Genomic DNA, 14,168 nt, shown 5'->3' on the forward strand with positions numbered 1-14,168 from the left:
ACAACTTGGAGGTACATATGAAAGGAAGTAAACCCATTTATACAATTGGTCATCGCAATCCTGATACAGATTCTATCTGTTCTGCCATTGGATATGCGTATTTAAAAAGAGCATTAGGCGAGAACGTCGAACCTGCAAGAGCGGGGAAGATTAATTCAGAAACGAAATATGTGTTGGAAACATTTAAAATCGAGACGCCAAAACTGATTACAGATTTATACCCACGTGTAAAAGATGTAATTTTAGACTGCAAGGTAGTGGTCAAAGAAACTGATACACTGCGCACCTTAGGAGAAGTAATGCGTGGGAATAATGTTAAATCTGTACCGGTTGTAGGGAAGAATAAAAAACTGACCGGGATTGTGACAGTAAGTGATTTAGCAAAACGTTATTTTAATGAATTAAGTATGCAAAACTTAGCAGAAGCTGAAGTTACTTTAAGTGCTATTGTCGATGTCATTGATGGAGAAGTACTCAATGCAGGCAATTTAGATAAAAAAATCACCGGAAATGTTAGAATCGCAGCGGGCAGTGAAGCTACAATTCGTGAAATTGTCAAAACAGGTGACGTTGTATTAATCGGGGATCGGAATGACGGGTCGATGCTTACCTGTTTGGATCAAAAGATTGCTTGCCTTATTGTAACAGGAGCGAGTGAAGTTCCTGGTAATGTTTTAACGCTGGCGGAAGAAAGAAACTTACTCATTATTAGTTCTCCGCATGATACTTATACATGTGCAAGATTGGTAAATCAATGTATTCCGGTCAGCATGATTATGCAAAAAAGTATTACAAGCTTTAAACCGACCGATTTATTGAGTGATATCAAAGAAGTTATGGAATCCACTCAATTTAGAAATTATCCGGTTGTGGAAAAGGGCAGACTCGTCGGTGTCGTAAGCCGTGATCAATTGATTATTCCTGAACGTGAAAGAGTCATCTTAGTGGATCACAATGAACGAACACAAGCGGTAGAGGGCATCGAAGAAGCAAAAATTCTTGAAATCATTGATCATCACCGTTTAGGTGGGATTCAAACCAGTGAGCCGATCTTTACTCGCCAAGAACCGGTCGGTTGTACTGCAACAATTATTGCCAATATGTATTGGCAGCGGAATGTAGAAATTCCAGCCAACATTGCGGGGCTTTTATTATCGGCAATCATTTCCGATACCGTACTGTTTAAGTCGCCAACTTGTACACCGGTGGATCGAGAAGCAGCGGAAAAATTAGCCCGCATTGCGAGTGTTGATATCATGGAGCATGGAATGGCTGTGCTTAAAGCCGGTTCTGATGTCGGTACAATGACACCGGTTGAAATTGCGAAAAATGATTTGAAAGAATTTCAAATCGGCGAATATCGGATGATTGTCAGTCAGATATCCGTTATGGATACAGCAGAAGTACTTGTTTTGAAGGATCAGCTTCTAGCGTGTATGGAAAGTATCTGTAAAAATGAAGGCTATGATATGAGCTTACTGATGATCACTGACATCATTGCTGAAGGCACAGAATTGTTGTTTACAGGTAAACCAAAATCAATTATAGTTGAGGCATTTGGTAAATCAGATGATGAACATCTAATCAGTTTACCAGGGGTAATGTCCCGGAAAAAACAGATTATCCCGCCAATGGTTGAAGCTGCAGAAAAATAATTTTATCAACATGTATAAATTAAAAAAATCAATAGATTTTCTTAACCTCTGGAGGCTTTTTAGTTTTCAGAGGTTAAGTATTCCTCATGGTATACAGTATAGAAATAAATCACTGTGAGGAGAGAAAGAATATGGAGGAGAACATTGAATATTTTTGAAGGACTAAATGCCGCACAGAAGCAGGCTGTAGAACATACTAAAGGACCTTTACTCATTATGGCAGGTGCTGGATCAGGCAAAACCAAAGTACTCACTTGTAAAATTGCCAATCTATTAGATCACGATGTGGCACCGTATAATATTTTAGCGATTACATTTACGAACAAGGCTGCGGCCGAAATGCGTGAACGTGTAGATCGCCTGATTGGCAGTAAGGCGAACGATGTTTGGCTTAGTACGTTTCACTCTTTTTGTGCGCGGTTTTTACGACGTGAAATTGAGGCGATCGATGGTTATAAACGCAATTTTATTATTTATGATTCTAGTGATTCACAAACCGTCATCAAATCTTGCTTAAAAGAATTGAATTTAGATGAGAAACAATATACGCCAAGTGGTATTCAATCCGCAATTTCCAACGCGAAAAATTCTTTAAAAGGCGTACGGGAATTTGAACATGATGCCGATTCCTTCTTTATGGAGAAGATTGCCGAAGTCTATAAACTTTATCAAAAAAAATTACACAGCAATAATGCCCTTGATTTTGATGACTTATTGATGATTACGGTTGTGCTCTTGCAAGAGCACGAAGATATTTTACAAAAATATCAAACACGATTTAAGTACATATTAATTGATGAATATCAAGATACGAATACAGCGCAATATTTATTAGCCAAATTGCTGGCAGCAAAGTATCGGAATCTTTGTGTCGTCGGTGATGCCGATCAGAGTATTTATGGCTGGCGGGGTGCCGATATTAGAAATATCATGGACTTTGAAAATGACTATCCAGAGTCGGCAGTCATTAAATTAGAGCAAAATTATCGTTCAACGAAAAATATTTTAGCGGCAGCAAACGCAGTCATTGAAAATAATATTGACCGCAAACCGAAAGAATTGTGGACGGAAAATACGACCGGTGAAAAAATCACCTGCTATTTGGCGAACGATGAACGTGATGAAGCACAATTTATTGCTACGACAATTTTAAAACAGAAAACTATTTTCAATGTTTCCTATGGCGATGTTGCTGTTTTATATCGGACAAATTCGCAGTCCCGCGTATTGGAAGAAGGTTTCATGCGTGCTGGCATTCCCTATACGATGGTAGGCGGATTAAAGTTCTACGATCGCAAAGAAATCAAGGATATCCTTGCCTATCTACGCGTGATCTTTAACCCGGCTGATACCGTAAGTTTAATGCGTATCATTAACGTACCAAAACGCGGTCTTGGCGATGCGACAATTGGCAAACTCAATGATTTTGCTCTGCAAAACGATATGTCCTTATTTGACGTCGTATCGAATCCGGAACTTGTACCGGGGCTGACCAATCGAGTTAAAAAACCTTTGGAATTATTCGGTGAATTTATTTTTACGATGATGGCGTACCAAAATAATCTTTCCGTGAAGGAATTGATTGAGAAAGTCATGCAGGATTCTGGTTATTTAGCAGAATTAGAAGAGGAAAAGAAGCCGGAAAATGAAACGCGGATTGAAAACTTAAAAGAATTATTGAGTGTAGCTAAGGATTTTGCAAAAAGTGGTGAAGTGCCAAACTTAGAAAATTTCTTAAGCAATGTTGCACTTGTTTCTGATATAGATAATGCAGAACTTGAAGATGACCGTGTCACAATGATGACACTTCACTCGGCGAAAGGGTTGGAATTCCCGATCGTGTTTATCGCCGGCATGGAAGAAGGGTTATTCCCGCATTCGAGAACGTTAATGAACGAAACCGAAATTGAAGAAGAACGTCGGACATGTTATGTGGGGATTACGCGTGCACGACGGAAACTCTATTTAACAAATGCAAAAATGCGGACGATTTATGGAAAAACACTTTGCTATCCGCAATCTCGGTTTTTAAGTGAAATTCCTGATCCATATTTGGAACGGCTTGTCGTTCGGGCCAATAGTTATGGATTTACCAATTCCAATAACAATCAAATTGGCTATAGCAGTAGTTTCAGACCAACGAACCAGATGCAGACAGCACCGCAAATCAGAACGGCAGGACCAGTGATTAAACCAGATAACAACGTCTCTTGGCGTGCTGGCGACAAAGCGAAACATGGAAAATGGGGCATTGGCACAGTGGTATCGGTAAAAGGAAGCGGTGAAGAAGTCGAATTGCAAATCGCATTCCCTGATCAAGGTATTAAATCGCTGATGCAAAAATATGCACCGATTACAAAGGCATAAATATATTGGATAAAAGCGGGCGAAATAATGCGTCCATTCTATCTACATGAAGGAGATATGTATGAGCGATAAAATGGCAGACCAGCGTGCAGCAGAAGATGAAATTGCGATCTTGCGTGAAAAAATTAAATATCATATGCATCGTTATCATGTGCTTGATAACCCTGAGATTGAAGATTATGCGTATGATGCTTTATTTAATCGGCTAAAGGATCTTGAGGCGAAGTATCCGGAACTCGTTACACCGCAGTCCCCTACACAACGTGTTGGGGCACCGCCGGCAGCCGGATTTAAAAAAGTAACGCACTTTACCCCGATGCGCAGCCTTGGCAATGTTTTTTCCGGTGCAGAGTTATTTGCCTTTCATCAACGTGTACAGAACGGGTTAGAAACCAATGAAGAAATTGAATATGTCGTAGAGCATAAAATCGACGGCCTTGCAATCAATCTTGTCTATGAAAATGGTATTCTGATCAGTGCGGCGACACGGGGGGATGGTACCGTCGGCGAAGATGTTACAGCCAACATTAGAACGATCAAATCCATTCCATTAGAACTAAAGGAAAATTCGTTTGGCATTCCGTCCTTTCTTGAAGTGCGCGGTGAAGTTTATATGCCGAATAAAGAATTTTTGCGGTTAAATGAAGAGCGTGAAGAAATGGGTGAACCTTTATTTGCCAATCCTAGAAATGCAGCAGCCGGCTCGCTTCGGCAGCTTGATCCGAAACAGGCGGCAAAACGTTCTTTAGATGCAATTTTATATGGAATTGGTGCGCACGAAGGTGCAGCGATTACGACACATATGGAAACGCTGGAATTTTTGCAAGCGCTGGGGTTTAAGGTCAATACCTTATATAAAAAATTTACGGATGTGGATGCAGCCGTTGCCTATTGTGCGAGCTGGGCGGATAAACGTCATGATTTATCTTTTGCCATTGATGGTATGGTACTGAAGGTTAACAGTATAGAGAAACAAGAAATTTTAGGCGCTACAGCGAAAGATCCGCGCTGGGCAATTGCCTATAAATTTCCGCCGGAGCAAACAACAACCGTCATTGAAAATATTGCGGTTCGCGTTGGGCGTACCGGCGTACTTACTCCGACTGCCGATCTGACACCTGTATTGCTTGCAGGATCGACGATTAGCAGAGCGACGCTGCATAATGAGGATTACATCAAGGAAAAAGATATCCGCATTGGTGATACCGTAGTCATTCATAAAGCCGGCGAAATTATTCCCGAAGTCATCAGCGTATTAACTGAAAAACGTACCGGCAAAGAAGAGCCGTTTGTTATGCCGTCTACCTGCCCTGAATGCGGCAGTCTTGCAAAACGAATTGAATCTGAAGCGGCTTATCGTTGTACGAATGCCACTTGCCCGGCATTGATTCGGGAAGGATTAATTCATTTTGTGTCGCGTGATGCAATGAATATCGAAGGGCTGGGGCCTGCTGTGATTACCAGCCTATTAGAAGCAAAGCTGCTTACGAATGTTGCTGATTTGTATCGCTTGACCAAGGAACAGCTTGTGCAACTAGAACGGATGGGCGAAAAATCCGCCAATAATTTGCTCAGTTCTATTGAGCGAAGTAAACAAGCAGGCCTTGGGCGTGTTCTATTTGGCCTTGGAATTCGTTTCGTTGGGATTAAAGCCGCGACGACTTTAGCGAGATATTTTGGGGATGTTGATACGTTGAAAGAATGCGATATGGAAACACTGATCGAACTGGACGATATCGGTGATAAAATTGCGCAAAGTATTGCTGCGTATTTTACAGAACGAGCGCATTTGTCCTTAATCGAAGAGCTGCGTCAAGTCGGTGTTAAATTAACGGAAGATAAAAAAGAGAATGCGAAAGAGCAGATTTTTGCTGAAATGACATTTGTACTAACGGGTACATTGCCAACGCTGACGCGGAAACAAGCCTCGGATATCATAGAATCTTTGGGTGGTAAAGTCGCAGGCTCCGTCAGTAAGAAAACAACCTACGTATTGGCCGGTGAAGAAGCGGGCAGCAAATTAGAAAAAGCAGAAAAACTTGGTATCGCGGTTCTCGATGAAGAACAATTTAAAGCATTGTTGCCACAAGAGCAATAATCAAAAGCAACGATCCATGCTTTAAGACGCAAATTTTACACAAGGTTATGAATATGATAAAATAAAGGGTAAAATTGTCATAGTACAGATTGCCTTGTTTAAGGCAAAGTATAGAGTAAAACTGGATGGTGAAAAAATGAAAATTACACGTAAAGACGTTGAAAATGTGGCATTGTTGTCACGCCTTGAAATTCCAGAATCAGAAGTAGAAACGTATACTGGACAGTTAAATGCATTTTTAGAATATGCAGATGTTTTGACGAGTCTGAATACGGAGGGTGTTCAGCCAACTGCTCACGTATTACCATTAAAAAATGTTTTCCGTGCCGACGAAGTAAAACCTTCCCTTGATCGTGAATTGGCATTATCCAATGCACCGGAACAAGAAAATGGTTACTTTAAAGTGCCAAAAATTATGGAAGGTTAGGAGGAACACCAGTGAAGTTATTTAACAAACCAGCACATGTGCTTCATGACATGTTAATGAATAAAGAAATTACAGCGGTAGAACTCACAAATGACCTTTTTGCTCGTATGGACGAAGTGGAAGGTGAAGTGAACGCTTACATAACACAAACAAGAGAAGCCGCGCTTGAAAAAGCAAAAGCTGTCGATGAAAAAATTGCCCGCGGTGAAGAAATTTCCTTCTTAGAAGGGATTCCTGGGGCTGTAAAAGATAATATTTGTACAAAAGGCGTTAAAACGACTTGTGCATCTAAAATGCTAGAAAATTTTGTACCACCTTACAATGCTACGGTTGTTGAAAAATTAAATGCTGCAAGTCCCGTAATCCTCGGTAAAGCGAATCTTGATGAATTCGCCATGGGCGGTTCTACGGAGAATTCTGCTTTTTATCCTACGCGCAATCCTTGGAATCTTGATTGCGTACCAGGTGGTTCCAGTGGTGGTTCCGCTGCTGCAGTTGCTGCGGGGACTGCAATATGGTCACTTGGTTCTGATACGGGCGGATCGATTCGCCAACCAGCGTCTTTCTGTGGTCTTGTTGGGTTGAAACCTACCTATGGCCGCGTTTCTCGTTTTGGTCTTGTTGCCTTTGCATCATCCCTAGATCAAATTGGGCCGATCACCCGCGATGTGACGGACTGTGCACATGTAATGAATATCATCGCCGGTTATGATAAAAACGACTCTACTTCCATTGATGCTGAAGTACCAGACTATACAAAATCTTTAAAGAAAGATGTAAAAGGTTTAAAAATTGGCCTGCCAAAAGAATACTTTGTTGCGGGTATGGACGCGGACGTAGAAAAAGCAGTGCGCGCGGCAATCAAGCAATTAGAAGATCTGGGGGCAGAAATTGTAGAAGTTTCTATGCCGCATACAGAATATGCGATATCCGCTTACTATTTAATTGCGACAGCAGAAGCAAGTTCCAATCTCGCACGTTATGATGGTGTGAGCTATGGTGCACGTGTAGAGGGAACCGATATAGTCGACATGTTTAAGAAAACACGCAGTGAAAAATTTGGACAAGAAGTAAAACGTCGTATTATGCTTGGTACTTATGCATTAAGTGCTGGCTACTATGATGCGTATTATCTGCAAGCATTAAGAGTTCGTACTTTGGTGAAGCAAGATTTTGATAAAGCTTTTGAAAAAGTAGACGTACTTGTTACGCCAATCGCGCCAACGCCAGCCTATAAAATTGGCGATATGGTAAGCGATCCAATGAAAATGTATTTACAAGATGTTTGCACGGTTCCTGTGAATTTATCAGGTGTACCGGGGATTTCTGTACCATGTGGCTTTAGCGATGATGGTATGCCAATTGGTTTGCAGATTATCGGGAAACCACTAGATGAAGAGACTCTAATCCGCACTGCTTATACATTTGAACAAAACAATGAGTTTCACAAGAGCATTGCACCATTGCGGGAGGCTAAAGCATGAGTTACGAAACAGTCGTTGGACTTGAAGTCCATAGTGAATTAAAAACCAATACAAAAATATTTTGTGGCTGCCCGACCAAGTTCGGCGGCGAGCAAAACACCCATGTATGCCCGGTTTGTTTAGGATTGCCGGGCGTATTGCCGGTAATTAATGAAAAAGTAGTTGAATTTGCAATTAAAGCAGGTCTTGCACTCAATTGCAAAATTAATAAATTTAGTAAATTTGATCGTAAAAATTATTACTATCCGGATCTACCCAAAAATTTCCAAACTTCTCAATTCGATTTACCGATTGCAGAACATGGGTATTTAGATATTGAAGTGAACGGTCAAACCAAGCGTATCCGCATCACCAGAATCCACATGGAAGAAGATGCTGGTAAATTGGTTCATTCAGGGACAACTATTAACGATTCTTCCTCTGCATGCGTTGACTACAACCGCACAGGCGTGCCATTAATCGAAATTGTTTCCGAACCGGATATGTCTGGCCCTGAAGAAGCACGCGCTTATATGGAAAAAATCAAATCCATCTTAGAATATATTGATGTTTCTCATTGTAAAATGGAAGAAGGTAATCTTCGTGCTGACGTTAACGTATCACTAAGAAAAACTGGTACGACCAAACTGGGAACGAAAGCCGAAATGAAAAACCTCAACTCGTTCAAGATGATTGAAAGCGCACTTGCTTATGAAATTGATCGCCAAACAGAAATCCTTGATGATGGCGGTCGTATTATCCAAGAAACGCGTACTTGGGATGAAGCAAAAGGTATGACGGTTTCGATGCGTACAAAAGAAGAAGCCAATGACTATCGCTATTTACCTGAACCGGATCTTGTACCAATCATCACTTCCGATGAACAGATCGAAGCAATTCGGGCAGCGTTACCAGAACTTCCCGATGCTCGTAAAAAACGCCTCATGACAGATTGCGGCTTATCTGAATATGATGCGGCGATCATTACGACAACACGTCAAATGGCGGAATACTTTGATGCTGCGATTGCACAAAAAGCCGATGCAAAATTAGTTGCGAACTGGATCATGGGCGACTTAGCGAAAAACTTGAATGGTGAAGGTAAATCCATTGAAGAGAGCCCAGTAACAGCTGAAAGATTAGCTGAATTGGTTAACTTAATCAGCAAAGGTACGATCTCCAGTAAAATTGCAAAAACTGTATTTGAAGAAATGTGGAAAACTGGCGATGCTCCAGAAAAAATCGTAAAAGAAAAAGGATTAGTCCAAATTACCGATACGAAAGAAATTGAAGGCATCGTAGACAGCGTGATCGCTGCGAATCCAAAACCAGTGGAAGATTATAAAGCTGGCAATGCAAAATCCATCGGTTTCTTGGTAGGACAAATCATGAAACAAAGCAAGGGGAAAGCAAACCCAGCTATGGTTAATCAGATGCTTAAAGATAAGTTGGATGCATGACGCCATAATGCATAATAGGGACAGATCGGCCGCTGGCTGGCGATAAGCACGCATTTGCGGCGTTGCAGGAAGGTGCTGCTCGTCGACGTACACGAGTACGACTCCTTCGCAGCCCCTTCCTGCGCCTTGCATCTGCATACTTCTCACCAACCGGCGACCAATCTTCGTGCTAGTTTATAAGTGGTACGAAGGGCTAACGATAAGATATTTTGTTTATAACTTAGGGACTGTTGCAATAAAATTGCAACAGTCCCTTTCGTCGTTGCCTTCGGCCTTTTCCGGAAAAATACGTTCCGAAGGATGAAAACTGACCGACTTACGTTAAGAAATCCGTTTGTCTGAGCGAAGCGAGTTAAGGATTTTAGTAAGTCGGTCAGTTTTCAAGTATTTTGTAGGATTTAGGCCTAGACTTTTTGATACTTTTGTGGCAATGACAAAAGCATCACTTCGTATTTGCAGTAACATTCGAATTTCCAAATAGATTTTTAAATGACAACGTATTTCTCAAACATTTATGGTTACCATCTTCTGTGCTATAATAAATGTAAATTAAAGTCGTACTTTACAGGAGGCTAAGATGCTATATCCATTAAAACTACAAGCCCCATTAAAAGATTATCTCTGGGGTGGCAATAAATTAAAACATGAGTTTCATAAGCAAACAGACTTAGAAAAAGTGGCAGAAAGCTGGGAACTCTCCTGTCATAAAGCTGGTTCCAGTGTGATACTCAATGGCGAATATCAAGGCATGTCATTGCCAGAGTACATAGAAAAAGTAGGAAAGCATGTCCTGGGAAATAATGGTTTACACTTTTCTTACTTCCCAATCTTAATCAAGCTCATTGATGCGGCAGATAATTTATCCGTACAAGTGCATCCGGAAAATGAATATGCGCTAAAAGTAGAGGGCGAATACGGCAAAACGGAAATGTGGTATATCGTTGACTGCGTAGAAGGTGCAAGCCTACTCTATGGCTTTAAAGAGCAAATTTCCAAAGAAGAATTTAAACAAAGAATTGAAAGCAATACCTTACTCGAAGTATGTAATGAAGTGCCGGTAAAAAAAGGCGATGTGTTCTTTATCGATGCGGGGACATTGCATGCGATAGGCAAAGGCATCGTGATTGCCGAAATTCAGCAAAATTCGAATACAACCTATCGCATTTATGACTATGGCAGAGTTGGCACCGATGGAAAACCGCGTCAGCTTCATGTAGACAAGGCGATGGAGGTAACAAAGCTGATGCCGCCAACCAAACCCACCGAAGCAATGGCAGAAATGCATTTCTTTGCTGACTACGATATGGCGTTATTGGCGAAATGCGAATATTTCACGGTGTATCATTTAAAAATAAAGAAACAATGCAGCTTGCTTGCCGATGAAAGTTCATTTCAGTCTATTCTTGTTTTAGATGGCGATTTAACTTTGGAATATTTAGATCAATCCTATACATTAACAAAAGGCGAAAGTATGTTTATTCCTGCCAATATGGGTGAATATAAACTTACAGGTAAAGCAGAAATTATTTTTAGTATGGTATAGGATGCATTGGGGAGTTGTTATCATATGAATTTTGGTTTGATTATCCTTGCCGGTGGGAAAAGCAGTCGTATGGGGCGCGACAAGGCTTTTTTGGAGTGGCAGGAAAAAACATTTATTGAACATATTTTAGAAAAAGCAAAACAAGCAAAATTTCATGAGATTGTTATCGTAACGAATCAACCAGAGAAGTTTGAATTCTTAGATGTAGAAGTCATTTCTGATATTTACAGTCAGATGGGGCCGCTTTCCGGTATCCATGCTGGCTTGATCTATAACCAGTCACAATATAACTTGGTCATCCCTTGTGATATGCCATTTATTGATTTTTCCTTAGTTAAAGAACTGGAGCAGTATAGCAAGCAAGACTATCAAGCAATTGTGCCGATGAAGGATGGAAAACATCAGCCGCTCATGGCGATTTATAGTAAAGACTGTATCAAACCAATCGAAAAACTACTTTTAATCGATCAGGAACGTAAGATCATGAAATTGTTAGAGCGGGTAGCTACGAAATTTGTAGCATTCAATGATGCAGAAGAAAACTTCTTTAATGTGAATACACCAAAAGAATTTCTGATTGCACAAGCGAAAGCTGCCAATCGAAAACGTAGAATACCGCTTGTATCCATTGTAGCCAGTCAATCCGGTACGGGAAAAACTACATTTATTACAAAGCTGATTCCAGAACTCAAAACATTAGGATTTCGCGTTGCTGTTGTGAAAAGTGACGGTCATGGTTTTGAGATGGACAAGGAAGGCAAGGATACGTGGCAGTTTACGAAGGCGGGCGCAGAAGCAATCGCCATTGTCTCACCAGATAAGTATGCAATCATTCAACAGACGAAAGAAAAAGAAAGCTTGGAAAACGTGATCGCCCTTATACAGAATGTCGATTTGATTCTTATCGAAAGTCGGAGCAAGGGAATATTCCCGGTGTTAGAAATAGCAAGAGCTGGGGTAACGGAGTCTTTGATTAGCAAGCAATCGGAATTAGTGGCAGTGATTACCGATCAGATGGAGTTCTCTGCGGATAAAATTCGATTGCCGTTGAATGCATCGCAAGAGGTTGCAAGATTTATTGTAGAGATATTATGAAAATAGGGCTGTAGGATTACATTAAGATTTTATTGCTAAACAGCTTAGTATAGTCATAGATACACAGGTGCCCTTTTGTCATCGCCACAAAAGGGCGAAAAAGTCTAGGCCTCACACCTCCAAAATACTTGAAAAATGACTGACTTACTAAAATTCGCAAACTCGCTTCGCTCAGACAAGCGAATTTCTTAACGTAAGCCAGTCATTTTTCATCCTTCGGAACGTATTTTTCCGGAAAAGGCCGGGGACGACGAAAATAAAAACTACCGCATTTTCATTTATTTTGCGAGAATCATAATATTTCAGTCGAACTATTACATAATAAGTGATATAATAATAATTTATGAAAAGCAGAAACTTTTAACATACGATTGGAGAGGCTAGATTGAAAATTGAAATACCAGTGATTAGAGGGCAAAAATACGTTGTGGACATCGTTAGCATGGGGCATAGTTGTGAGGGTGTTGGTAAATATAAAGATTTTACGGTGTTTATTCCTTTTGCGTTAGTCGGGGAACAAGTAGAAGTTGTGATCACGGAAGTAAAGAAAAGTTATGCAAAAGGAAAAATGCTGAATATAGTAAAAGCGAGTCCGGATCGTGTAGAACCAAAATGTGAGATTTACCATCAATGTGGTGGTTGCCAAATCCAGCATTTAAATTATGAAGCTCAATTGAAAGTAAAACATCAACAAGTTGTTGATGCAATAGAGCGCATTGGCAAGCAGGAAAACGTTGTGATTCATCCAACCCTTGGTGCAGAAAATCCTTGGAATTATCGTAATAAGATGCAGTTCCCGATTGCCAGAAAAGAGAATGATGTCATAATTGGTTGTTACGCACAAGGAACACATGCGATTATCGATACAAAAAATTGCTTGATTCAAAACGAAGCCAACAATACCATTGCCAATGCAGTTCGTGGTGTGGTGAAAAGATTAAATATCAGTACGTACGATGAAAAAACCGGCCGCGGTGTCCTGCGTCATGTCATTGGCCGTGTTGGTACCAATGGCGAAGTTATGGTCGTTTTAGTGACTAGCACGGACGTTTTACCTAAACAAGAGAAAATCATCGCTGAATTACGTAACAATATCCCAGGACTCGTTAGTATCATGCAAAATATCAACATGAAGAATACAAACATAATCATGGGGAAAAGAACCTTAAAACTTTGGGGTGAACTAACGATCACGGATAAATTGGGCGACTTTACGTTTAACATATCCGCACGTTCTTTCTTCCAAGTCAATACGAAACAAGCTGAAGTCCTTTATAACAAAGCTGTAGAATATGCACAGCTCACGGGCAAAGAAACCGTAATCGACACCTATTGTGGGACAGGTACGATTACCCTATTCTTAGCAAAGAAAGCGAAAAAAGTATACGGTATCGAAATCATCGAAGCCGCAATTAAAGATGCCAATAAAAATGCTGAAAATAACAATGTAACCAACACCGAGTTCCTCGTAGGCGATGCAACCGATGTGATGCCCGAGCTATACAAACTAGGCATTCACCCCGACGTCATCGTCGTAGACCCACCCCGCGCCGGCTGTGACAAAGCCGTCCTAGAAAACTTCGCCCACATGACCCCAAGACGCATCGTCTACGTATCCTGCAACCCAGCATCACTGGCAAGAGATATCGCGATATTGGCGGAATTTGGGTATGTTGCGAAAGAGATACAACCAGTTGATATGTTCAGTGAGACAAGTCATGTGGAGTGTGTGGCGTTGTTGGAGAAGAAGTAGGAAATGTAGTAATAATTTCATAGAAGTAAGTGAAGAAATCGCCTAGAGATATGTTTCTAGGCGAATTTTTTATTTTAAATAGTATGCTTCTAAGAAAAATATAGGACTTTTGAAGGAGTTTTTGTCTTTGTATGGAAAATTATAGATTAAGATATATTTTGTTTAGTATAAAATTTTAGACAAACAGAACCATCACCTTGTTATGGCTTAGATAAATATAACTTGAAGTTAATTGATCAGTATGTTTGGCAACTTGGGAAGGATTACTTCCCGAAGAACTACGGAAAGAAAAAACAAAATAAAGGGA

General features: G+C 40.6%; 9 protein-coding genes. All 9 read left to right on the top strand.

Annotated elements, in window-relative coordinates:
• The first annotated feature begins 17 nt into the window (after positions 1 to 17).
• Positions 18 to 1,655: a putative manganese-dependent inorganic diphosphatase gene (locus tag BN6559_RS17990; RefSeq protein ID WP_110956019.1), complete on the top strand. Its 1,638-nt coding sequence runs from the start codon at positions 18 to 20 to the stop codon at positions 1,653 to 1,655.
• A 144-nt stretch (positions 1,656 to 1,799) separates the two neighbouring features.
• Positions 1,800 to 4,022 carry a DNA helicase PcrA gene (gene pcrA, locus BN6559_RS17995; protein ID WP_110956020.1) on the top strand — a complete coding sequence of 741 codons (2,223 nt, stop codon included), beginning with the start codon at positions 1,800 to 1,802 and terminating at the stop codon, positions 4,020 to 4,022.
• A 61-nt stretch (positions 4,023 to 4,083) separates the two neighbouring features.
• A complete protein-coding gene (gene ligA, locus BN6559_RS18000) occupies positions 4,084 to 6,120 on the top strand; it encodes an NAD-dependent DNA ligase LigA (RefSeq protein ID WP_110956021.1) in 2,037 nt (678 codons plus the stop codon).
• A gap of 136 nt (positions 6,121 to 6,256) precedes the next feature.
• Positions 6,257 to 6,547 (top strand): Asp-tRNA(Asn)/Glu-tRNA(Gln) amidotransferase subunit GatC, encoded by a 291-nt coding sequence (gene gatC, locus BN6559_RS18005; protein ID WP_110956022.1) that lies wholly within the window; start codon positions 6,257 to 6,259, stop codon positions 6,545 to 6,547.
• Between the two features lie 11 nt (positions 6,548 to 6,558).
• Positions 6,559 to 8,031, top strand: a complete 1,473-nt coding sequence (gene gatA, locus BN6559_RS18010) for an Asp-tRNA(Asn)/Glu-tRNA(Gln) amidotransferase subunit GatA (protein WP_110956023.1) — start codon at positions 6,559 to 6,561, stop codon at positions 8,029 to 8,031.
• On the top strand, positions 8,028 to 9,470 hold the full coding sequence (gatB, locus tag BN6559_RS18015; protein ID WP_110956024.1) for an Asp-tRNA(Asn)/Glu-tRNA(Gln) amidotransferase subunit GatB: 1,443 nt from the start codon (positions 8,028 to 8,030) through the stop codon (positions 9,468 to 9,470). Before gatA ends, gatB begins: the two co-directional genes overlap by 4 nt.
• A 577-nt stretch (positions 9,471 to 10,047) precedes the next feature.
• Positions 10,048 to 11,013: a type I phosphomannose isomerase catalytic subunit gene (locus tag BN6559_RS18020; protein WP_110956025.1), complete on the top strand. Its 966-nt coding sequence runs from the start codon at positions 10,048 to 10,050 to the stop codon at positions 11,011 to 11,013.
• 24 nt (positions 11,014 to 11,037) lie between these two features.
• Positions 11,038 to 12,108, top strand: a complete 1,071-nt coding sequence (gene mobB / locus BN6559_RS18025; RefSeq protein WP_110956026.1) for a molybdopterin-guanine dinucleotide biosynthesis protein B — start codon at positions 11,038 to 11,040, stop codon at positions 12,106 to 12,108.
• Between the two features lie 385 nt (positions 12,109 to 12,493).
• Positions 12,494 to 13,861, top strand: coding sequence for a 23S rRNA (uracil(1939)-C(5))-methyltransferase RlmD (rlmD, locus tag BN6559_RS18030; RefSeq protein WP_110956027.1), 1,368 nt, complete (start codon positions 12,494 to 12,496; stop codon positions 13,859 to 13,861).
• Positions 13,862 to 14,168 lie beyond the last annotated feature (307 nt).

This window comes from Massilibacillus massiliensis (assembly GCF_900086705.1).
Classification (GTDB): Bacteria; Bacillota; Negativicutes; order FLKF01; family FLKF01; genus Massilibacillus; species Massilibacillus massiliensis.